We start from the raw sequence: 20,290 nt of genomic DNA, 5'->3' as shown, positions 1-20,290 counted from the left end.
ATGACCGCAAAGCTCACAGCACGCGTGGCGACTCCGGCGGGCCGCGGCATCGACACCGCCGTGGTGACCGTCATGTCGCAGGAGGGACAGCAGGCGGCGATCGTCAGGTCCGACGGCGACGGACACATTCGCGTCGACGACCTGGCCGCGGGGATGTACACCGTGGTCGCCGCCGCGGACGGCTTCCGGCCGGCCGCTCGCACCGCCGTCGTGTCCGGTCCCGGCGCGGTCGGTCTGGGCGAGGTCACTCTCGCCCGGGTCGGCGGATCGCCGACCCCCGAGGCCGGCCGCTGGGAGATCGACGGCTCGCATTCGACCATCGACATCAGCGTCCGTCACCTCGGGATCGCGACCGTCCGCGGCCGTTTCACCGAGTTCACGGGCACCATCGTCGTCGGCGACGATCCGGAGCAGTCGTCGGTGACGGCGGAGATCTCGACCGCCAGCATCGACACCGACAACCGGATGCGCGACGAGGTGCTGCGATCGAATGCGTTCTTCGACGCCGAGCGCTACCCGACGACCCTCTTCCACGCCGAGCGGGTGCGCCCGGCGTCCGACGAGACCTGGACGCTCGAGGGAACGCTGACCCTGCGTGACACCGCCGTCCCGGTCTCGCTCGAGCTGATATTCCTCGGGCAGACCGAGGACCCGTGGGGCGGCGTCCGCGCCGGCTTCCAAGCCACGGCGACCCTTCGGCGCCGTGACTTCGGGATCAGCTTCGACGACAAACTCGTCAGCGGAGCCGCGCAGATCGGCAACACCGCTCGCGTCCGGCTCGACATCCAGGCCGTCCGCTCGCCGGAGACGTGATCGACGCCTCCGCGGCGCACGGCCCACCCGATCTTCGGCGTAACCGTCGCAAGCACTGATTCAACGCAAGCACTGATTCACCGCATTAGTCCTGAAAGGTTCGCATGTCGACCAAAACAGTTGCAGACACCGCCGGCGGCACAGGCCCGGCCGGCGGTGCCCGCCAGCAGACCCTCGAAGAACTCGGTCCCAACTACAAGTGGATCGCGCTCTCCAACACCACCCTGGGCATGTTGATCGCCACGATCAACAGTTCCATCGTGCTGATCGCCCTGCCCGACATCTTCAAGGGCATCAACCTCAATCCCCTCGAACCCCAGAACACCAGCTACCTGCTGTGGATGATGATGGGCTTCCTCGTCGTCACCGCGGTCCTGGTGGTGAGCTTCGGCCGGCTCGGCGACATGTTCGGCCGAGCGCGCATGTACAACATGGGCTTCGCGGTGTTCACCGTCTCGTCCATCTTCCTGGCGATCACCTGGTTCGACGGGTCGCAGGCCGCCATCTGGCTGATCTTCTGGCGCGTCATCCAGGGTGTCGGCGGCGCCTTCCTGATGGCCAACTCATCGGCCATCCTCACCGACGCCTTCCCTGCCAACCAGCGCGGTCTGGCGATGGGCATCAACGGTGTCGCGGCGATCGCCGGCTCGTTCCTCGGCCTCCTGATCGGCGGCGTGCTGGCCCCGATCCAGTGGCACTACATCTTCCTCGTCTCCGTTCCGTTCGGCGTCGTGGGCACCATCTGGGCCTACCTGAAGCTGCGGGACACCGGCGAGCGCCGCAAGGCCAAGATGGACTGGTGGGGCAACCTCACCTTCGCCGTCGGCTTGATCGCGATCCTCGTCGGCATCACCTACGGCATCCAGCCGTACGGCTCATCGGACATGGGCTGGAGCAACCCCTGGGTGCTCGCCGCACTGGTCGGCGGGGCCTTCGTCCTCGCGGTCTTCGTGTTCATCGAGATGCACGTCGACAGCCCGCTGTTCGAACTGTCGCTGTTCCGCAACCGGTCGTTCACCTTCGGCAACATCGCGAACCTGATGGCGTCCATCGGGCGCGGCGGTCTGCAGTTCATCCTCATCATCTGGCTGCAGGGCATCTGGCTGCCGCAGCACGGCTACGACTACTCGCAGACACCGCTGTGGGCGGGCATCTACATGGTTCCGATGACCGTGGGCTTCCTGGTCTCCGCGCCGGTGTCGGGCGCGCTCTCGGACAAGCTGGGCACCAAGTGGTTCACGACCCTCGGTCTGCTGATCACCGCGGGCACCTTCGCGGCCCTCATCGCCATCCCCGTCGACTTCGACTACTGGGTGTTCGCCGTGATCCTCGTGGTCAACGGCATCGGCATGGGCCTGTTCGCCTCCCCGAACCGTGCCGAAGTGATGAACAGCCTGCCGGTCACCTCGCGTGGCTCCGGTGCCGGGATGATGACGACCTTCCAGAACGCGGCGATGGTCCTGTCGATCGGTCTGTTCTTCTCGCTGATGATCGCGGGTCTCTCGAGCACGCTGCCGTCGGCGATGTTCGACGGTCTCACCGCCAACGGCATGCCCGCGCAACCCGCGCAGGCCATCGCCGGTCTGCCGACCGTGGGCATCTTGTTCGCCGCGTTCCTCGGCTACAACCCGATCCAGCAGGTCGGCGGCCAGGCGCTGAACGGACTGCCGCAGGCCAGCGTCGAGCATCTGACCGGACTGGACTTCTTCCCGCACCTGATCAGCGATCCGTTCGCGGACGGTCTCACCGCCGCGTTCACCTTCGCCCTGATCTGCTGCGTGCTCGGTGCGATCGCGTCGGTGTTCACCGGCGCCCGGAAGCCGCTGACGGCGAGCCATGAGACGGTCGGCGCCGAGATCGCCGCGGTCGCCGGAGACGCCGGTGTCGGATCGCCGGTCGCCCTCGTCGCCGAGACGCCGTCGGAGAGCTTCGCTTCCCCGTCGGGCGCTCAGCTGTCCGGAACCGTGACCGGTCCGGACGGTGCGCCGCTCGCCGGGGCGGCCATCACCGTCACCGACAGCGAAGGACGGCAGGCCGGCGGCGCGACCGTCGCCGAGGACGGTTCGTACCGAGTCGGCGGACTGGAGAGTGGGGCGTACACGGTGATCGCCACCGCGCCGGGACGCGGCCCCAAGGCCGTCGGTGTGTCGACGGTCGGGGACGTGGGACTGCGCCGGGACTTCTCGCTCTCGGGCGCAGCCGTGCTGACCGGGCGCGTCCGCGACGCGCAGCGCCCGCTGCCCGCCCGGCTGGTCGTGACCGATCAGACCGGTTCGGTGCTGGCCACCGCGCAGGCCGGCTCGGACGGCGAGTTCTCGATCGGCGGCCTCACCGACGGCGACACCGTGGCGGTGACCGCCTCGGCGCCCGGCTACCAGGCGAGCAGCGAGTTGGTGACCGCCGGAGACGCCGTGGCGATCGACATCGTGCTCGACGCCATCGGCGGCGTCCAGGGGTACGTGCGCGCCGCGGACGGCACCCCGCTTGCCGGAGCGACCGTGTCGGCGATCGGCTCGGATCGGACCATCGTCGCCACGGCCCGGACCGACGCCGACGGGCGCTACCGCATCGAGGGTCTCACCGACGACAGGTTCACCGTCGTCGCGAGCATGTACGAGCCGCGCGCGGTGCAGACCACGGTGACCGCCGACGGCGACAACACGCTCGACATCACGCTCGGAACCGGGGTCGGCAGCAGACAGGGCTGACCGCGGCAGACCCGGCACGCGGCGCGGGCGTCACCGATCTTCGGTGGCGTCCGCGCCGCTGTCAGTCGTGCGGGCGTACGGCGACGCCCGAGACGCCGATGTCGCGCAGGTATCGTTCGCGCAGTGCGTCGTAGACCGGCTTCGACCCGGCCAGCGAGGCGGTCGCGACACCGGCGGTCACCGCCACCGCCATGGGCACCGTCAGTGCCGTCACCGCGGTCATCTCCATCACCAGGACGATCGCGGTGAGGGGTACGCGGACCACCGCCGCGAACAAGGTGCTCATTCCGACCACCACCAGCGCAGGTGTCAGATCGCCGAAGGGCGCGTACAGCGCTTCGAGGATCCGGCCGAAGCCGGCTCCCGTCAGCGCTCCCAGTGCGAGCATCGGGGCGAAGAGACCGCCGGGCGCTCCGGTGCCGTAGGAGACCGGTCCGGTCACGAACCGCATGGCGATGATCGCGAGGATCATCCAGAATGCCGTCCGCTGGGCGTCGAGCAGACGTTGGGCGAGGTCGTCGCCGCCACCGACCGCCGAGGGCACGGTGATCGCCAGGATGCCGATGCCCGCGCCGACGAGGGCGCCGAGAACCACCGCTGGCACTCTGATGCGCGCGGCGAGATCCACGAACAGGAGCAGCAGCCGACTGTAGACCACTCCGAGGGCGCCGACGACGACACCGAAGACGAGGAAGACCCACAGACGGTCCGGCGACGGATTGTCGATCCCGCCCGCCCGGAAGTCGGGAGCGTCGCCGAGGATCAGCCGGCTGCAGGCGACGGCAGCCGCCACCGCGGTGAGCGTCCACACCGCGTAGCGCAGCCGGATCTTCTTGGCGACCTCCTCGAAGGCGAAGAGTGCACCGCCGATCGGGGCGTTGAAGGCCACGGCGAGTCCGGCGCCGGCGGTGGCGGTCTGCATCACCCGGATCTCGTCCGACGTCGCACGGATCAGGCGTGCGGCGGCCGCGCCGATCGCCGCGCCCATGTGCACGGTGGGGCCCTCGCGGCCCAGCACCATTCCCGCGAAGCCCATGCTGAGCACGCCGCCGGCGAACCGGGCGGGGATCACCGACCACGGCGCGGCGGGCGCTTCATCGTCCTCGACGGCCTCCACCTGCTGGATGCCGCTGCCCGCGGCGAGGGGGATCCGTCGCACGATCGCCACCGCCGCGGCCGCGGAGGCCGCGGCTACGGCGATGACGATCAGCGTGCCGCCGAGTCCGTGATCACCGGCCCAGTCGACCAGATCGGCGCGACGCTCCTCGGCCCACGAGAGAGTCCAGCGGAAGGCTCCGCCGACCAGCCCGGTCAGCGCGCCGGCGACGAGGGCGACACACGTGAGAAGCACCAGAACGCGGGTGCCGGGAAAATCGGAGTCTTCCGTCTTGCTCGCCGGGTCCCTGTCCACGCAGATGACTGTATCGTCGTCCGGCCGCTCGCGGTCGGGCCGAACCGCAGCGGGCGCGACCACCGTCGAAGTCGAAAACGACGGCGGCGACATCGATTCGATCGATGTCGCCGCCGCCGGAGAAGTGTGTCCGAGGGGGGACTTGAACCCCCACGTCCGTTAATAGGACACTAGCACCTCAAGCTAGCGCGTCTGCCATTCCGCCACTCGGACTTGTTCTGTTGTTCGTGCGCTCCGCACCGCTTTGCGCGGGATAACAATAACCACGGTTGCCCCCGTATCCCAAATCGCCTACGAATGAAGAGGTGACAGGCTTGCGAGCGACCGATGAAGTTGTCGATCTGGTGAGTGCGCTGATCCGATTCGACACGTCGAACACCGGACAGCCGGAGACCACCAAGGGGGAGGCGGAGTGCGCCAGATGGGTGGCGGCGCGGCTCGAGGAGGTCGGCTACGCCACCGAATACGTGGAGTCGGGCATGCCCGGACGCGGGAACGTGTTCGCGCGGTTGCCGGGCGCCGATCCGGACCGCGGTGCGCTGCTGATCCACGTGCATCTCGACGTGGTGCCCGCGGAGGCGGAGGACTGGAGCGTCCACCCGTTCTCCGGCGCCGTCCGCGACGGCTACGTCTGGGGCCGAGGCGCGGTCGACATGAAGGACATGGCCGGCATGGCGCTCGCACTGGCGCGCCAGTTCAAACGTGAGGGCACCGTTCCGCCGCGCGACATCGTCTTCGCCTTCCTGGCCGACGAGGAGGCCGGTGGCACGTGGGGATCGCACTGGCTGGTGCAGAACCGCCCCGATCTCTTCGAGGGCATCACCGAGGCCGTCGGGGAGGTCGGCGGGTTCTCCCTCACCGTCGACCGCCCGGACGGAGGTGTGCGGCGTCTGTATCTCGTGGAGACGGCCGAGAAGGGACTGTCGTGGATGCGGCTCACCTGCGACGCGCAGGCAGGCCACGGTTCGTTCCTCGCCGCCGAGAACGCGGTCACGGAGATCGCGACCGCGGTGGCCCGCATCGGCGCGCACCGCTTCCCGCTGGTGATGACCGAGTCGGTCCGGGAGTTCCTGGAGGCACTGTCGGAGGAGACCGGCCTCGATTTCAGTCCCGAGACGCCGGATCTGGAGTCCGCCCTGTTCAAGATCGGGAACATCGCCCGCATCATCGGCGCCACCCTCCGGGACACCGCGAACCCGACGATGCTGTCGGCCGGCTACAAGGCGAACGTCATTCCCCAGCACGCCGAGGCCGTCGTGGACTGCCGCGTGCTGCCCGGCAGGCAGGCCGAGTTCGAGCGCACGATCGACGAGTTGATCGGCCCCAAGGTGAAGCGCGAGTGGATCACCCACCTGGATCCCTACGAGACGCGGTTCGACGGCGATCTCGTCGACGCGATGAACGATGCGATCCTCGCGCACGACGAGGACGGCCGGACGGTGCCGTACATGCTCTCGGGCGGCACCGACGCGAAGGCCTTCGCGAAGCTCGGGATCCGGTGCTTCGGCTTCGCTCCGCTTCGGCTGCCTCCCGAACTCGATTTCGCCGCGCTCTTTCACGGCGTCGACGAACGCGTGCCCGTAGACTCGATCGTGTTCGGTACCAAGGTTTTCGAGCATTTTCTCCGCAACTGCTGACGACAACGGCCGGGTGCGGACAGTCGAAAGGATGCGATAGTGACGACATACGACCCGTATGACGCGTTACCCCAGTTGCCGGCGATCACGGTGACATCGAGCGACTTCGCCGAGGGCCAGACCCTCCCGACGCCGCAGGTCTCGGGGATCTTCGGCGCGGGCGGAGACGACGTCTCCCCGCAGCTGAGCTGGTCGGGTTTCCCCGCCGAGACCAAGAGCTTCGTCGTGACGTGTTTCGATCCGGACGCTCCCACGGCTTCCGGCTTCTGGCACTGGGCCGTCGCCGACATCCCGGCGTCGGTGACCTCGCTGCCGACGGGCGCCGGGTCGCCGGGGTCGGCGGATCTGCCCGCCGGTGCCGTGACGCTCAACAACGATGCGAGCCTCAAGCAGTTCATCGGTGCCGGTCCGCCTCCCGGTCACGGTCCGCACCGCTACATGTTCGCCGTGCACGCCGTCGACACCGAATCGTTGGAACTGCCCGCCGAGGCGACTCCGGCCTTCCTCGGCTTCAACCTCTACTCGCGCGCGATCGCGCGCGGGATCCTCACCGGCGTCTTCGAACAGCCCGCCGAGTAGGGCGCGCCGCCGGGCGGCTCACTGCGCCGCGGAGCCGACGGCTTCGCGGATCGAGGAGTAGCCGCCCGCGCGCAGCCGCGCAGCGATGCCCTCGTGCAGTTCCCGGAGACGGACCGGTCCGCCGTAGATGAATCCGGTGTACATCTGAAGCAGGTCGGCGCCGGCGCAGATGCGTTCCCACGCCTGGTCGACGGTCTCGATCCCGCCGACGCTGACCAGCGCCACCCGGCCGCCCACTCGTCGGTACAGGCGGCGCAACACCTCCAGCGACCGGTCGGCGACCGGCGGTCCGGAGAGTCCGCCCGCGCCGCAGGCCTCGACCTCGGCCCGCGGAGTCACAAGGGAATCGCGCCGGATGGTCGTGTTGGTGGCGACGATGCCGGCGACGCCCAGCTCGACGGCGAGGTCGGCGACGGCGTCGACGTCCTCGTCCGACAGATCGGGTGCGATCTTCACCAGCACCGGCTTGTCGACCACGTCCAGGACCGTCGCGAGGATCGGCCGCAGCGAGTCGACGGCCTGCAGGTCGCGCAGTCCAGGAGTGTTCGGCGAGCTGACGTTCACGACCACGAAGTCCGCCAGGGGCCCGAGTGTCCGGGCGCTGTGCCGGTAGTCGTCGACGGCATCCTCGACCGGAACCACCTTGGTCTTGCCGATGTTCGCGCCGATCGGGACCCGGACCGGTCCGGGCTGGGGCTGAGCCAGCGCGCGGGCCGCGGTGTCCGCACCGGGATTGTTGAAGCCCATCCGGTTGATCAGCGCCCGATCGGCGGGCAGCCGGAACAGACGGGGAGCGGGGTTGCCCGGCTGCGCCTGACCGGTGATGGTGCCGATCTCGGCGAATCCGAAGCCCATCTGCCCCCACGCGTTGACGCTCGACGCGTTCTTGTCGAAGCCGGCGGCCAGTCCGATCGGTGCGGGGAACGAGACCCCGAAGACCTCGTTGCGGAGAATCGGGTCATCGGTGGCGAAGAGCTTCGCCATCAGCGATCGCACTCCCGGCGCGTAGCCGCAGCGGCGGATCACCTGAGCGGTGATCGCGTGGATCCGCTCGGGGTCGAGCAGGAACATGACCTTCAAGACCAGCGGGTAGAGGATCCGGTTCAGTGTGCTGAGCATCGTGAGAGCCTTCGTCGTGAGTGCGAGGTCGGGTACGGGGCGGTCACCGGACCGCATCGGCCGCGATCACCTGGAGTGAGCCGTCGCGGCCCGAGGCCGCCAGAAGTGAACCACTGACCGGGTCGACGTCCATCGAGGTGACCTGCGGGACGCTCGCGAACCGGTGCTTCTCGATGACCTCTCCGGTGGAGACGTCATAGGCGGCGATCTCATTGGTGGCAGTGCTGGAGACCCACAGCAGGTTGCGACGGTTGTCGAAGGCCAGCGCGTACGGGCTGTCGGCGACCGGAGCCCGCATGCGCATCACGATCGGCTGCCCGTAGAACGCGTACACCTCGTTGTTGCGGGTACCGGCCACCAGCACCCGGCCGTATCGATCGACGATGGAGGTGGTCGCCCCGTCGCCGGCGCGCAGCGCCGCCTTGAGTTCCCCCGAGTCGATGTCGACCGGGGTGACCGCCGACTGCGCCCGATCGAGGACCACGACCTGCCCGGCACGATCGCCGGCGGTCGCAGGTGCCACGGTGATGTCGTCGACGCGGACGAACCCGCCGATGTCGCGCTGTTGTTGTCCGTCGCGGTCGAGCACCAGCACGTGGCCGCGGTCGGTGCCGACCAGCGTCCGGCCGTCCTCGGTGGTCGCCACCGACAGTGCGCCGGGCAGATCCGCCTTCGTCACAGTCACCGAGCCGGCGGGATCGATGCGGACGATCCCGCTCTCTCCGGCACCGACGAAACCGTCGCCGGAGGCGGTGAGCGCGGCGAGACCGGGCACCGGAACCGAGGTCGGCGCGGGCGCACCCGGGGCGCCCGGATCGGTGAAGATCTGCACGGTTCGGCCGTCGTTCGACAGCAGCGCGACCCGCGACTGCTGACCGTGCCCGGCCACCACGGCGCGTGCGGCGTCCGCGGCGACGACCGCGCCCGCCGGGCGGGCGGCGTCGGCCGGGGATTCGGCAGGTGTCGCGGGTGTGACAGTCGGCACATTCTGTGCGGAGCCGTCGTCGGACTGACCGCAGGCGGTGAGGGCGGAGGCCGTGGCCACGGCCACGAGCAGGGCGGTGAGTCGGGTTCGCGCGCGCATGACACCATCTTGCGCGATGCCGATGTGTGACCCGTTCGATGGGTAGCATCAGCCCCCGTGACTGAGACCATGACATGGCTCCAGGCGATCGTCCTCGGAGCGGTCCAGGGCCTGACGGAGTTCCTGCCGATCTCGTCCTCGGCCCACCTGCGCATCATCTCGGAGATCTGGTTCGGTGACGACGCCGGTGCCTCGTTCACCGCGGTCACCCAGCTCGGCACCGAACTCGCGGTTCTCATCTTCTTCGCCAAGGACATCTGGCGGATCGTCGGTGCGTGGTTCGCGGGACTGCGGGATCGGACGAGGCGCGGTCTGGACTACCGGCTGGGCTGGTACGTGATTCTCGCCACCATCCCGATCGGCGTGCTCGGATTCGTCTTCAAGGACCAGATCCGCACCGCAGGCCGGAACCTCTGGCTGGTGGCGATCATGCTGATCCTGTTCTCCTTCGTCTTCCTCGCCGCCGAGTACGTCGGAACGCGCGAGCGGCCCCTCGAGAAGATCACCCGGCGCGACGCCCTCGTGATGGGCGCGGCGCAGTGTCTGGCGCTGATCCCCGGAGTCTCGCGGTCGGGTGCGACGGCGAGCGCGGGTCTGTTCGTCGGCCTCGAACGCGAGGCGGCGTTCCGATTCTCCTTCCTGATCGCGATTCCGGCGGTTCTCGCCTCCGGACTGTTCAGCCTCAAGGACGTGTTCGAACCCGCGGGGGAGGGCCTGGCCGCGAGCGGCTCGCAGATCGCGGTGGCCACTCTCATCGCCTTCGTGCTCGGTTACGTCTCGATCGCGTGGCTGCTCAAGTTCGTCTCGCACCATTCGATGGTCTGGTTCGCGACCTACCGCGTGGCGCTCGGCCTGCTCGTCATCGTCCTGCTGCAGGTGGGCGCGATCGGGGCGTGACCGCGTCGACGGGCCCGATTCACGTGCGGCAGTAACCTGTGTGACATGACGGTGATCCTGGTCCGGCACGGACGCTCCACGGCCAACACGTCGGGACTTCTCGCGGGTCGGACGCCGGGTGTGGGGCTCGACGGTCACGGACGCACGCAGGCCGGTGAACTCCCGGTCAGGCTCGGCAGCGTCCTCGGCGACCTCACCGCCGTCGTCCGCTCGCCGTTGCAGCGATGCGCGGAGACGGTCGCACCGCTCGTGGCGGCGCGCCCGGAGCTGCCGCACCTGACCGACCCGAATCTGGAAGAGGTCGATTACGGCGACTGGAGCAATCGCAAGATCTCCGAACTGCTCGGCGAGCCGCTGTGGAAGGTGGTGCAGCAGCAGCCGTCGGCGGTGGTGTTCCCGGGCGGCGAGGGCCTGCTCGACGTGTCGCGCCGCGCGACCAGGGCGATCCGGGAACTCGACCGGGTACACGGCGGTCCCGACGGGAAGGGCGTGTGGGTGGCCTGCTCGCACGGCGACGTGATCAAAGCGGTGCTCGCCGATGCACTCGGCATGCATCTGGACCAGTTCCAGCGGATCGTGGTGGATCCGGGTTCGATCAGCGTGATCCATTACTCGGCTGCCCGGCCCTACGTGCAGACCGTCAACAACAACGGGGTGCTCGAGCTCCCGCGGCCGCCGATGGCCGCCGGCGCCACGGTGGGCGGGTCCACCGGGGCATAGTCGGGAGCACGGCTCGCCGTCCGGGTACCGTTGAGTCATGGCTCGTACGATCCACGAATTCCGGAGTCCGCGGCGTTTCGTCGCGGGCACCGTCGGTCAGCCGGGGGATCGCACCTTCTACATTCAGGTGTCGCAGGACTCTCGGTTGATGAGCGTCGAACTGGAGAAGCAGCAGGTGCTGATCCTGGCCGACCGCCTCAGCTATCTGCTCGACGAGGTGCGCCGGCGCTTCGGCACGCCGATTCCACCGGAGGCCGAGGACGTCGGCGACGTCTCGCCGCTCGAGAGCCCGATCGATTCCGAGTTCCGGGTCGGTTCGATGGGTCTGGGCTGGGACGCCGATGCGGCCGCGGTGGTGATCGAACTGCTCGCGGTCACCGAACAGCCGTTGGACGAGTCGGTGATCCTCGACGACACCGAGGAGGGACCGGACACCGTCCGCGTCTTCCTGACCGCCGACGAGGCGCGCGAGTTCAGTGCCCGCTCTATGCGCGTGATCGCGGCCGGCCGCCCGCTGTGTCCCCTGTGCGACCAGCCGCTGGATCCGTCGGGGCACATCTGCGCACGCAGCAACGGCTACAAACGCGACGCCGAGTTCAGCCGGTCAATCGAGTTCGTCGACCCGGAGGTGCTCGCGAGTCTGAGTCGGCTGGTGCCCGGATTCGACTCGTCGTTCACCGTCGAGGACGAGGACGCCGTACTGGACGACGACACTGATGACGACAGCGACGACGACGGCACCGACGAGCGTGGTGACGGCGCGGACGACGGCGACTGGGGCGGGGACGACACGCACCGGTGAACGCCGACTGCCTGGAGCTGCTGGCCACCGGCGAGCTCACCGTTTTGGGCCGCATCGCCTCGGCCAGCAACCTCACGGTGGCCTGCGCCGTGTCGGACGGACGGACGGCCATGCGCTGCGTGTACAAGCCCGTACGCGGTGAGGAACCGCTGTGGGACTTCCCGGACGGGACCCTCGCCGGCCGCGAAGTGGCGTCCTATCTCATCAGCGACGCACTCGGATGGGATCTGATACCCGAGACCGTGCTGCGCGAGGACGGTCCGACCGACATCGATCTGGGTGCGGGCATGGTCCAGCGGTGGATCGAGCAGCCGCCGTCGGACGACGGCCGTCTCGACCCGGTGGATCTGGTGCCCGCCGGCGAGGTGCCGGAGGGGTATCGCGGGGTCCTCAACGCCTACGACCACCGAGGCGATGAAGTGATCCTCGTTCATTCGGTGGAGGACAGGCTGCGCCGCCTCGCGGTGCTCGACGCCGTCCTCAACAACGCCGATCGCAAGGGCGGGCACATCCTGACCGACGGCGACGGCCGGCTGTACGGCATCGATCACGGGATCTGCCTGCACAGCGAGAACAAGCTTCGGACCATCCTGTGGGGATGGGCGGGCACCCCGGTGCCGCCCGGCGAGCGTGCCGACCTGGCGCGTCTGAGCGGCGTGCTCGAGGACGTGGACAGCGTGCTGCATGTGCGTCTGTCGACGCTGATCACCCCGGAGGAGATCGCCGCGCTGCTGCGGCGTGCGAAGTCGCTCGCCGATGTGGGCGTGATGCCGCTGCCGCCCCACAGCCGCGCGATCCCGTGGCCGCCCTTCTGACCGGGTACCCGGACTGCCGGGCACCGGCCGCGGGCACATACAGTTGACGGCATGCATTCGTGGCCGTCGCCCAAGATTCCGTCCGTGCCGGGGCCCGCTGTCCCGCTGCGTCTCTACGACACCTCCGACGCCCAGGTGAAGCCGGTCAGCCCGGGTGAGGTCGCGACGATGTACGTCTGCGGCATCACCCCGTACGACGCCACTCATCTCGGCCACGCCGCCACCTACGTGACCTTCGACCTGATCAACCGGATTCTCCGGGACGGCGGGCACGACGTGCACTACGTGCAGAACATCACCGACGTCGACGACCCGCTGTTCGAGCGCGCCGAACGCGACGGTGTGGACTGGCGCGACCTCGGCTCGCGTGAGATCGATCTGTTCCGCGCCGACATGGAGGCGCTGCGAGTCCTGGCGCCGCGCGACTACGTCGGCGCCGTGGAGTCGATCGGCGAGGTGGTCGACGCCGTCGGCGAGCTGCTGGCGCGGGGCGCGGCCTACGTGGTGGACGACGAGGAGTTCCCGGACGTCTATTTCAGCGTCGACGCGACACCGCAGTTCGGGTACGAGTCCGGATACGACGCGCAGACGATGGCGACGTTCTTCGCCGAGCGCGGCGGCGACCCCGACCGTCCGGGCAAGCGCAATCGGCTCGATGCGCTGCTGTGGCGCGCCGCGCGCGACGGCGAGCCGTCGTGGGAGTCGCCGATGGGCCCGGGCCGTCCCGGCTGGCATATCGAGTGTTCGGCCATCGCGCTGCGACGGCTGGGCATGGGTTTCGACATCCAGGGCGGCGGCAGCGATCTGATCTTCCCGCATCACGAGTTCTCGGCGGCCCACGCCGAAGCGCTCACCGGTGAGCGTCGCTTCGCCCGTCACTACGTCCACACCGGGATGATCGGACTCGACGGCGAGAAGATGTCCAAGAGCCTGGGGAACCTCGTGCTCGTGTCGAAGCTGCGGGCCGCGGGCGTCGATCCGGGAGCCGTCCGACTCGGTCTGATCTCGCAGCACTACCGTGCCGACCGCATGTGGACCGACGACATCCTCGCCGACGGTGAGCGCCGACTGGCGACGTGGCGCCGGGCGGCCAAGCTCGCGACCGCGCCCGACGCCGCCGACACCGTCGCACGACTGCGTCAGCATCTGGCCGACGATCTCGACACCCCGAAGGCGCTGGCCGCCGTGGACGCGTGGGCGGCCGACGCGATCCTGGGAATCGGTGCGTCGACCACGGCGCCGCGGCTGGTCGCCGACGCCGTCGATGCGCTGCTGGGTGTCGACATCGCACCGGTCGGCTAAGGTTCGCTCGTGGCTCGTGCTCAGCAGATCCCGATCGACGGTCCCGAGGGTGTGTGGACGGTCGTCACGCGTACCTCCACCTACGTCATCGATTTCGGGGAGATGACCCTCCTGCGCGCACCCGGCGTCGGGCGCACCGACGATCACCGGTGGGAGGTCAGTGAACTCCGGCGCGATTCGGAGGACATCCCGCTGCTGGACGTCAAGATCTGCCGCGTCGGGGAGCCCGCCCAGTTCTGGGTGCGCGCCGCCGACGACCCGGAGGTGCGCACCTGGCGGGTGACGACGCCCGTCGTCGAGATCGAGCGCATCGGCTGATCACTCTCGCCGTGGGGGAGCCGGTCAGTCCTCGTCGTCCCGCCGACGAAGGTACTTCTCGAACTCCGCCGCCAGCTGTTCACCGTCGATCCGGAGCATGGTGTCGTCCAGATCCTCGTCGGAGGCCTGCTCGAGTTCATGGACGTACGCGGCCATGTCCTCGTCGTCCGAGGTCATCTCGCTGATCGACTGCTCCCATTCCTCGGCCCGGTGCGGCAGCGTGCCCAGCGGGATCGGGAGACCGGTCACCGACGCGACGTTCGTCAGGAGCGCGAGTGTGGCCTTGGGGTTGGTGGTGTGCGCCACGTAGTGGGGGACGGCCGCCCACAGGGAGACCGACGGGATGCCCGCTTGGACGAAGGCGTCCGACAGTACGCCGGTGATTCCGGTGGGTCCCTCGTATCGGCTGAGCTCCAGACCCAGCCGCTTGGCGGCGTCGCTGGTCTCGGCGGTCCCCGAGACCGGCACCGGACGAGTGTGCGGGGTGTCGGCCAGCAGGGCACCGAGCATCACGGTCATCTCGACCTCCAGTGCCTCGGCGAGTTCGACGATGCGGGCGCAGAACGACCGCCAGCGGTAGTTCGGCTCGGGACCGAGGACGAGGACCACGTCGCGGTCGTGCGCGGACAGGACGCACACCGACATGCTCGTCACCGGCCACTCGATGTGCCGGGTGACGCCGCCGCGCTGCCGAATCGTGGGACGTGTGGACTGGTAGTCGTAGAAGTCGTCGGGTTCGATCTCCCAGATGGAGGTGGCGTCCCACTCCAGCGCCAGGTGTTCGACCGCCGCGGTGGCGGCGTCGGCGCCGTCGTTCCACCCGGAGAACGCCGCAATTAAAATCGGCGTGCGTAAAATGGGCAGTCCCGCGCGGTCGGCCGAATCGTCCTGCTCAGCTGCGTTTCCGTCCGGTGTGGAGTTCATTCCACCGAGCCTACGACGGCCGTCGATTCGCCGCGAACTAACCTGCTAGGTATGGCATCGCACTCCACCGCACATGATAACTACGACTCGACTTTCCTCCAGGCGATGTCGCGTCGGGTGCTGATCGGTGACGGGGCGATGGGAACGATGCTCCAGGCCGCCGATCTGACGCTCGACGATTTCCGGCAGCTCGAGGGCTGCAACGAGATCCTCAACGACACTCGTCCCGATGTGCTGGCAGGCATCCACCGCGCCTACTTCGAGGCGGGCGCCGACGCCGTCGAGACCAACACCTTCGGCTGCAACCTGTCGAACCTGGGCGACTACGACATCGCCGACCGGATCCGGGAACTCGCTTACAAAGGGGTGTCGATCGCCCGCGGGGTGGCCGACGAGTTCGGGCCGTCGGCCGACGGGACCGACCGGTTCGTGCTCGGCTCGATCGGTCCGGGCACCAAGCTTCCCAGCCTCGGGCACACCACCTTCGGCGCCATCCGCGACGCGTACGTCGAATGCGTGCTCGGCATGTTGGAGGGCGGTGCCGACGCCATCCTCGTCGAGACCAGCCAGGATCTGCTGCAGCTCAAGGCCGCCGTCGTCGCGGCACGCCGCGCGATGGAGCAGTTCGGCCGCCACCTGCCGATCATCACCCACGTGACCGTCGAGACCACCGGCACCATGCTGATCGGCTCGGAGATCGGTGCGGCGCTGGCGGCGATCGAGCCGCTCGGCGTCGACGTCGTCGGACTCAACTGCGCCACCGGTCCGACCGAGATGAGCGAACATCTGCGGTACCTGTCCAAGCACGCGCGGATCCCGGTCTCGGTGATGCCGAACGCCGGCCTGCCCGTTCTCGGCAAGAACGGCGCCGAGTATCCGCTGACCCCGGAGGACATGGCGTCCGCGCTGTCGGGATTCGTCGCCGACTACGGTCTGCAGTTCGTCGGTGGGTGCTGCGGCAGCACTCCCGAGCACATCCGCCAGGTGGCCGAGGCGGTCAAGGACGTCACCCCGGCCCCCCGCCACCCGCAGCACGAGTCGGAGACCTCATCGCTGTACACCGCGGTGCCGTTCCACCAGGACGCGAGCTTCCTGGTGATCGCCGAACGGACCAACTCGAACGGCTCGAAGGCCTTCCGCGAGGCGATGATCAGCGGCGACTACGAGAAGTGTCTCGAGATCGCCAAGGACCAGACCCGCGACGGCGCCCACATGCTCGACCTCAACGTCGACTACGTCGGCCGCGACGGGGCGGCCGACATGACCGAGCTCGCCTCCCGGTTCGCGACCGCGTCGACGCTCCCGATCATGATCGACTCCACCGAACCCGACGTGATCCGCGCCGGCCTCGAGCACCTCGGCGGCCGTTGCGCGGTCAACTCGGTGAACTACGAGGACGGCGACGGGCCCGACTCACGGTTCACCCGAATCATGTCGCACGTCGTGGAGCACGGCGCCGCCGTGGTCGCGCTGACGATCGACGAGCAGGGGCAGGCACGCACCGCGGATCACAAGGTGGCCATCGCCGAGCGGCTGATCACCGACCTCACCCAGAACTGGGGTCTCGAAGAGGAGGACATCATCATCGATGCCCTCACCTTCCCGATCTCGACCGGTCAGGAGGAGGTGCGCCGCGACGGCATCGAGACCATCGAAGCCATCCGGCGCATCAAGGAGGCCCATCCGCAGGTCCACTTCACGCTCGGCATCTCGAACATCTCGTTCGGTCTCAACCCCGCCGCGCGTCAAGTGCTGAACTCGGTGTTCCTGCACGAGTGCGTGAAGGCGGGATTGGACACGGCGATCGTGCACGCGTCGAAGATCCTGCCGATGGCGCGGATCCCGGACGAGCAGCGACAGACGGCCCTCGACCTCGTCTACAACAACCGCACCGACGATTACGATCCGCTGCAGAAGCTGATGGAGCTGTTCGAGGGCGTGTCGGCGGCGTCGGCGCGCGAGTCGCGGGCCGCCGAACTCGCGGCGCTGCCGCTGTTCGAGCGGTTGGAGCGGCGGATCGTCGACGGCGACAAGAACGGCCTGATCGAGGATCTCGACGAAGCGCGACAGACCGTTCCGCCGCTGTCGATCATCAACGACACTCTGCTGTCGGGCATGAAGACCGTCGGCGAACTGTTCGGGTCGGGCCAGATGCAGCTGCCCTTCGTGCTCCAGTCCGCCGAGGTGATGAAGTCGTCGGTGGCGCATCTCGAGCAGTTCATGGAGGCGACCGACGAGGACGGCAAGGGCAAGATCGTGCTCGCCACCGTCAAGGGCGACGTCCACGACATCGGCAAGAACCTCGTCGACATCATCTTGAGCAACAACGGGTACGACGTCGTCAACATCGGCATCAAGCAGCCCATCGCGACCATCCTGTCGGCGGCCGAGGAGAATCGGGCCGACGTCATCGGCATGTCCGGACTGCTGGTCAAGTCGACGGTGGTGATGAAGGAGAACCTGGAGGAGATGAACTCCCAGGGCAAGGCCGACTACCCGGTGCTGCTGGGCGGGGCGGCACTGACCCGCACGTACGTCGAGGGCGATCTCGCCGACGTCTACGAGGGTGATGTCCGGTACGCGCGCGACGCCTTCGAGGGGCTGTCGCTGATGGACGAGATCATGGCCATCAAACGCGGAGAGGGTCCCGATCCCGACAGCGAGGAGGCCAAGGCCGCCGCGGCCAAGGTCGCTGAGCGCAAGGCCCGTCGCGAACGGTCCAAGCGGATCGCGGAGAAGCGCAAGGCCGCCGAACCGCCGGTCGAGGTCCCGGCGCGGTCGGATGTGGCCGCCGACAACGAGGTGCCGACACCGCCGTTCTGGGGGACGCGGATCGTCAAGGGCATTCCGGTCGCCGATTACCTGGCGATGCTCGACGAACGCGCGCTGTTCCTCGGACAGTGGGGACTGCGCGGCACCCGCGGCGAAGATGGACCCGACTACGAGGAACTCGTCGAGACCGAGGGGCGGCCGCGGCTGCGCGAGTGGATCGACCGTCTGGCGACCGAGGGGATTCTGCAGCACGCCGCCGTCGTCTACGGCTTCTTCCCGGCCGTCAGCGAGGGCGACACGGTGCACGTGCTGGAGTCGCCCGACCCCTCCGCGCCCGTTCGGCACAGCTTCGAGTTCCCGAGGCAGCAGCGCCCCCGCTTCCTGTGCATCGCCGATTTCATCCGTTCCAGGGAGCAGGCGCTCGCCGACGGGAAGGTCGACGTCCTGCCCTTCCAGCTGGTCACGATGGGCACCCCGATCGCCGACTTCGCGAACAAGCTGTTCGCCGAGAACGCATACCGCGACTATCTGGAGGTGCACGGCATCGGCGTGCAGCTCACCGAGGCGCTCGCCGAGTACTGGCATCAGCGGGTGCGCAGCGAGCTGACCTTCGCCGACGGGGTGATGGCCGACGAGGACCCCGACCGCCCGCAGGGCTTCTTCGACCTGGAGTACCGCGGTGCGCGCTACAGCTTCGGCTACGGTGCCTGCCCGAACCTCGAAGACCGCGCCAAGATGATCGATCTGCTGGAACCGGGCCGCATCGGCGTCGAGCTGTCGGAGGAACTGCAGCTGCATCCGGAGCAGTCCACCGACGCCTTCGTGCTGCACCACCCGGAGGCCAAGTACTTCAACACGTAGTCCGAGGGCCGCGCCAGCGGAGTCCCCGCTGACGGCGGGGCCGCCCCGGGCGTGCGGTCCGCGACCGGCTCGGCGCTCCGATAACGTCACAGCATGGCCAAACGGGATGTGCGCGGGATGACGCGCTTCATCGTCGGACTCGCGGCGGGACTGGTGATCGCCGCGGTGGTCTGGCCGGCGACCGGACTGTGGCAGCTCGCGCCGATGCTGATGGTGACGGTCACGTCGGCGGTGTATCTGGTGTGGTCGGTGGCGATGCTGTGGCCGATGGACGCGCCGACCACCCGCGCCCACGCGGAGGCCGCCGACGTCCGCGACGAACTCGGCGATGCGGCGCTGATCGCAACGCTCGCGGTGAGTCTGTCCGCGATCGGTGTGCTGCTGCTGGCCGCCCGGGACCGCAACGGCAGTTGGTACGCGATGCTGGCGGTGGTGGCGGTGCTCGCGGCGTGGGGGATGCTGCACACGCTGTTCGCGTCGCGGTACGCCCGGATCTACTACGCCGGCGAGCCGGGCGGGATCGACTTCAACACGAGCGATCCGCCCTGCTACGCGGACTTCTTCTACTTCGCCTTCAACCTCGGCATGACCTATCAGGTCTCGGACACCGCCGTCGGACCCACTGTCATCCGGCGCGAGGTGCTCAAGCACTGCCTGCTCAGCTACGTCTACGGAACGGTCATCATCGCCACGACCATCAACCTGGTGATGAACCTGGTCAGTTGAGGGGTGCGGCGATCCGCCCGCGCCGACGACCGCTGGCCTACGCTGGTGCCCGATGGCCGTGGCCCGTCGCCGGCCGATCGGGAACCGACGTCGAAAGGCAAGAGGCAGTGACAGACGACCGTGTGCTTCCGCGCGCCGTGCTCTGGGACATGGATGGAACGCTCCTCGACACCGAGCCGCTGTGGGGCCGGGCGATGGAGGAGTTCGCCCGCGGCATCGGCGCCGAGATGACTCCGGAGCTGCGCAACGCCACCATGGGCAACAGTTCGGTGGACGCGCTGACCAAGGTGTACGACGCGGCACGGGTGCCGGAGTCCGGGCGCGACTTCGAGGCCGACGAGGACGCGATGGTCGCTCGGGTCCTCGAACTGTTCGCCACCGATCTGCGGTGGCGGCCCGGCGCACTCTCCGCGCTCGACCTCGTGGCGGGTGCGGAGATCCCGATGGTGCTGGTCACCAACACGGTCCGCGAGGTCACCGATGTGATGCTCGAGACGCTGGGGCGCGACCGGTTCGTCGCCACCGTCTGCGGCGACGAGGTGGAGGCGGGCAAGCCCGAGCCGCACATCTATCGCCGGGCCGCCGAACTGGTCGGATTCTGCGCGTCCGAGTGTCTGGCCTTCGAGGACTCGCCGGTCGGCGCCGCCGCGACGCACGCCGCCGGCGTGCCCGCGATCGTGATCCCGTCGGCGATCCCGGTGCCGCCCAAGCCGACGTACACCTACCGCGAGACGCTCGAGGGTCTCACCCTCGACGATCTCGCAGCGGTCTTCGCCGCACGCTGACCGGACCCCGTCGCGCG

General features: G+C 68.7%; 17 protein-coding genes and 1 tRNA gene. 13 read left to right on the top strand and 5 right to left on the bottom strand.

The genetic code is table 11. The features are described from left to right. Together ACE11G_RS08895 and ACE11G_RS08890 are read left to right on the top strand one after the other, a co-directional pair. Positions 1–813, top strand: a complete 813-nt coding sequence (locus ACE11G_RS08895; RefSeq protein ID WP_346076957.1) for a YceI family protein — start codon at positions 1–3, stop codon at positions 811–813. Between the two features lie 104 nt (positions 814–917). Beyond that, positions 918–3,521: an MFS transporter gene (locus ACE11G_RS08890; RefSeq protein WP_082084073.1), complete on the top strand. Its 2,604-nt coding sequence runs from the start codon at positions 918–920 to the stop codon at positions 3,519–3,521. A gap of 61 nt (positions 3,522–3,582) precedes the next feature. Here the strand turns inward: ACE11G_RS08890 and ACE11G_RS08885 are convergent, their stop codons facing one another. After that, positions 3,583–4,938: a ClC family H(+)/Cl(-) exchange transporter gene (locus ACE11G_RS08885; RefSeq protein WP_045540429.1), complete on the bottom strand. Its 1,356-nt coding sequence runs from the start codon at positions 4,936–4,938 to the stop codon at positions 3,583–3,585. 121 nt (positions 4,939–5,059) lie between these two features. Then, a tRNA-Leu gene (locus ACE11G_RS08880) sits at positions 5,060–5,145 on the bottom strand. A 92-nt stretch (positions 5,146–5,237) separates the two neighbouring features. Between ACE11G_RS08880 and ACE11G_RS08875 the strand changes: the two genes are divergently transcribed. Together ACE11G_RS08875 and ACE11G_RS08870 are read left to right on the top strand one after the other, a co-directional pair. Then, positions 5,238–6,569 carry a M20/M25/M40 family metallo-hydrolase gene (locus ACE11G_RS08875; protein WP_006894910.1) on the top strand — a complete coding sequence of 444 codons (1,332 nt, stop codon included), beginning with the start codon at positions 5,238–5,240 and terminating at the stop codon, positions 6,567–6,569. Positions 6,570–6,608: 39 nt separating this feature from the next. Further along, positions 6,609–7,148 carry a YbhB/YbcL family Raf kinase inhibitor-like protein gene (locus ACE11G_RS08870; RefSeq protein WP_006894911.1) on the top strand — a complete coding sequence of 180 codons (540 nt, stop codon included), beginning with the start codon at positions 6,609–6,611 and terminating at the stop codon, positions 7,146–7,148. A gap of 18 nt (positions 7,149–7,166) precedes the next feature. Here the strand turns inward: ACE11G_RS08870 and ACE11G_RS08865 are convergent, their stop codons facing one another. Both ACE11G_RS08865 and ACE11G_RS08860 read right to left on the bottom strand, forming a co-directional pair. Continuing rightward, positions 7,167–8,267 carry a quinone-dependent dihydroorotate dehydrogenase gene (locus tag ACE11G_RS08865; RefSeq protein WP_375001870.1) on the bottom strand — a complete coding sequence of 367 codons (1,101 nt, stop codon included), beginning with the start codon at positions 8,265–8,267 and terminating at the stop codon, positions 7,167–7,169. Between the two features lie 43 nt (positions 8,268–8,310). Continuing rightward, positions 8,311–9,351, bottom strand: coding sequence for a YncE family protein (locus ACE11G_RS08860; RefSeq protein WP_062367487.1), 1,041 nt, complete (start codon positions 9,349–9,351; stop codon positions 8,311–8,313). A 57-nt stretch (positions 9,352–9,408) separates the two neighbouring features. Between ACE11G_RS08860 and ACE11G_RS08855 the strand changes: the two genes are divergently transcribed. From ACE11G_RS08855 to ACE11G_RS08830, 6 genes are read left to right on the top strand one after another with little or no spacing between them, the layout of a single operon-like run. Continuing rightward, positions 9,409–10,248, top strand: coding sequence for an undecaprenyl-diphosphate phosphatase (locus tag ACE11G_RS08855; protein ID WP_278127330.1), 840 nt, complete (start codon positions 9,409–9,411; stop codon positions 10,246–10,248). Positions 10,249–10,293: 45 nt separating this feature from the next. Continuing rightward, positions 10,294–10,968 carry an MSMEG_4193 family putative phosphomutase gene (locus tag ACE11G_RS08850; RefSeq protein ID WP_006894915.1) on the top strand — a complete coding sequence of 225 codons (675 nt, stop codon included), beginning with the start codon at positions 10,294–10,296 and terminating at the stop codon, positions 10,966–10,968. Between the two features lie 37 nt (positions 10,969–11,005). Continuing rightward, entirely contained in the window at positions 11,006–11,770 is a 765-nt protein-coding gene (locus ACE11G_RS08845; RefSeq protein ID WP_006894916.1) for a DUF3090 domain-containing protein, read from the top strand. After that, positions 11,767–12,585 (top strand): SCO1664 family protein, encoded by an 819-nt coding sequence (locus tag ACE11G_RS08840; protein ID WP_052692428.1) that lies wholly within the window; start codon positions 11,767–11,769, stop codon positions 12,583–12,585. Before ACE11G_RS08845 ends, ACE11G_RS08840 begins: the two co-directional genes overlap by 4 nt. Positions 12,586–12,636: 51 nt before the next feature. Next, positions 12,637–13,887 (top strand): cysteine--1-D-myo-inosityl 2-amino-2-deoxy-alpha-D-glucopyranoside ligase, encoded by a 1,251-nt coding sequence (gene mshC, locus ACE11G_RS08835; RefSeq protein WP_278127331.1) that lies wholly within the window; start codon positions 12,637–12,639, stop codon positions 13,885–13,887. A gap of 9 nt (positions 13,888–13,896) precedes the next feature. After that, positions 13,897–14,205, top strand: a complete 309-nt coding sequence (locus ACE11G_RS08830; protein ID WP_006894919.1) for a hypothetical protein — start codon at positions 13,897–13,899, stop codon at positions 14,203–14,205. Positions 14,206–14,229: 24 nt separating this feature from the next. Here ACE11G_RS08830 and ACE11G_RS08825 read toward each other — a convergent pair whose 3' ends face one another. After that, the gene (locus ACE11G_RS08825; RefSeq protein WP_045539073.1) at positions 14,230–15,129 is read right to left on the bottom strand and encodes a PAC2 family protein; all 900 of its coding nucleotides are present in this window, start codon (positions 15,127–15,129) and stop codon (positions 14,230–14,232) included. A 51-nt stretch (positions 15,130–15,180) separates the two neighbouring features. Between ACE11G_RS08825 and metH the strand changes: the two genes are divergently transcribed. The 3 genes from metH to ACE11G_RS08810 all read left to right on the top strand — a co-directional run bounded on the left by metH (position 15,181) and on the right by ACE11G_RS08810 (position 20,273). Then, complete coding sequence (gene metH, locus ACE11G_RS08820) at positions 15,181–18,762, top strand: methionine synthase (RefSeq protein WP_375001865.1); 3,582 nt, start codon at positions 15,181–15,183, stop codon at positions 18,760–18,762. 108 nt (positions 18,763–18,870) lie between these two features. Beyond that, positions 18,871–19,488, top strand: coding sequence for a DUF1345 domain-containing protein (locus tag ACE11G_RS08815; protein ID WP_045539082.1), 618 nt, complete (start codon positions 18,871–18,873; stop codon positions 19,486–19,488). Positions 19,489–19,637: 149 nt separating this feature from the next. After that, the gene (locus ACE11G_RS08810; protein ID WP_231650269.1) at positions 19,638–20,273 is read left to right on the top strand and encodes an HAD family phosphatase; all 636 of its coding nucleotides are present in this window, start codon (positions 19,638–19,640) and stop codon (positions 20,271–20,273) included. Positions 20,274–20,290: the final 17 nt, after the last annotated feature.

The organism is Gordonia sp. PS3 (assembly GCF_041950545.1).
Lineage (GTDB): Bacteria > Actinomycetota > Actinomycetes > Mycobacteriales > Mycobacteriaceae > Gordonia > Gordonia sihwensis.
Note: the sequence above shows the minus strand (reverse complement) of the source record. Positions and strands in the feature narration are given on the sequence as shown.

Coding starts and splice junctions, on each gene's coding strand:
- ACE11G_RS08895 (WP_346076957.1), top strand. CDS start 1: ATGACCGCAAAGCTCACAGCACGCGTGGCGACTCCGGCGGGCCGCGGC.
- ACE11G_RS08890 (WP_082084073.1), top strand. CDS start 918: ATGTCGACCAAAACAGTTGCAGACACCGCCGGCGGCACAGGCCCGGCC.
- ACE11G_RS08865 (WP_375001870.1), bottom strand. CDS start 8,267: ATGCTCAGCACACTGAACCGGATCCTCTACCCGCTGGTCTTGAAGGTC.
- ACE11G_RS08860 (WP_062367487.1), bottom strand. CDS start 9,351: ATGCGCGCGCGAACCCGACTCACCGCCCTGCTCGTGGCCGTGGCCACG.
- ACE11G_RS08850 (WP_006894915.1), top strand. CDS start 10,294: ATGACGGTGATCCTGGTCCGGCACGGACGCTCCACGGCCAACACGTCG.
- ACE11G_RS08845 (WP_006894916.1), top strand. CDS start 11,006: ATGGCTCGTACGATCCACGAATTCCGGAGTCCGCGGCGTTTCGTCGCG.
- mshC (WP_278127331.1), top strand. CDS start 12,637: ATGCATTCGTGGCCGTCGCCCAAGATTCCGTCCGTGCCGGGGCCCGCT.
- ACE11G_RS08825 (WP_045539073.1), bottom strand. CDS start 15,129: ATGAACTCCACACCGGACGGAAACGCAGCTGAGCAGGACGATTCGGCC.
- metH (WP_375001865.1), top strand. CDS start 15,181: ATGGCATCGCACTCCACCGCACATGATAACTACGACTCGACTTTCCTC.
- ACE11G_RS08810 (WP_231650269.1), top strand. CDS start 19,638: ATGGATGGAACGCTCCTCGACACCGAGCCGCTGTGGGGCCGGGCGATG.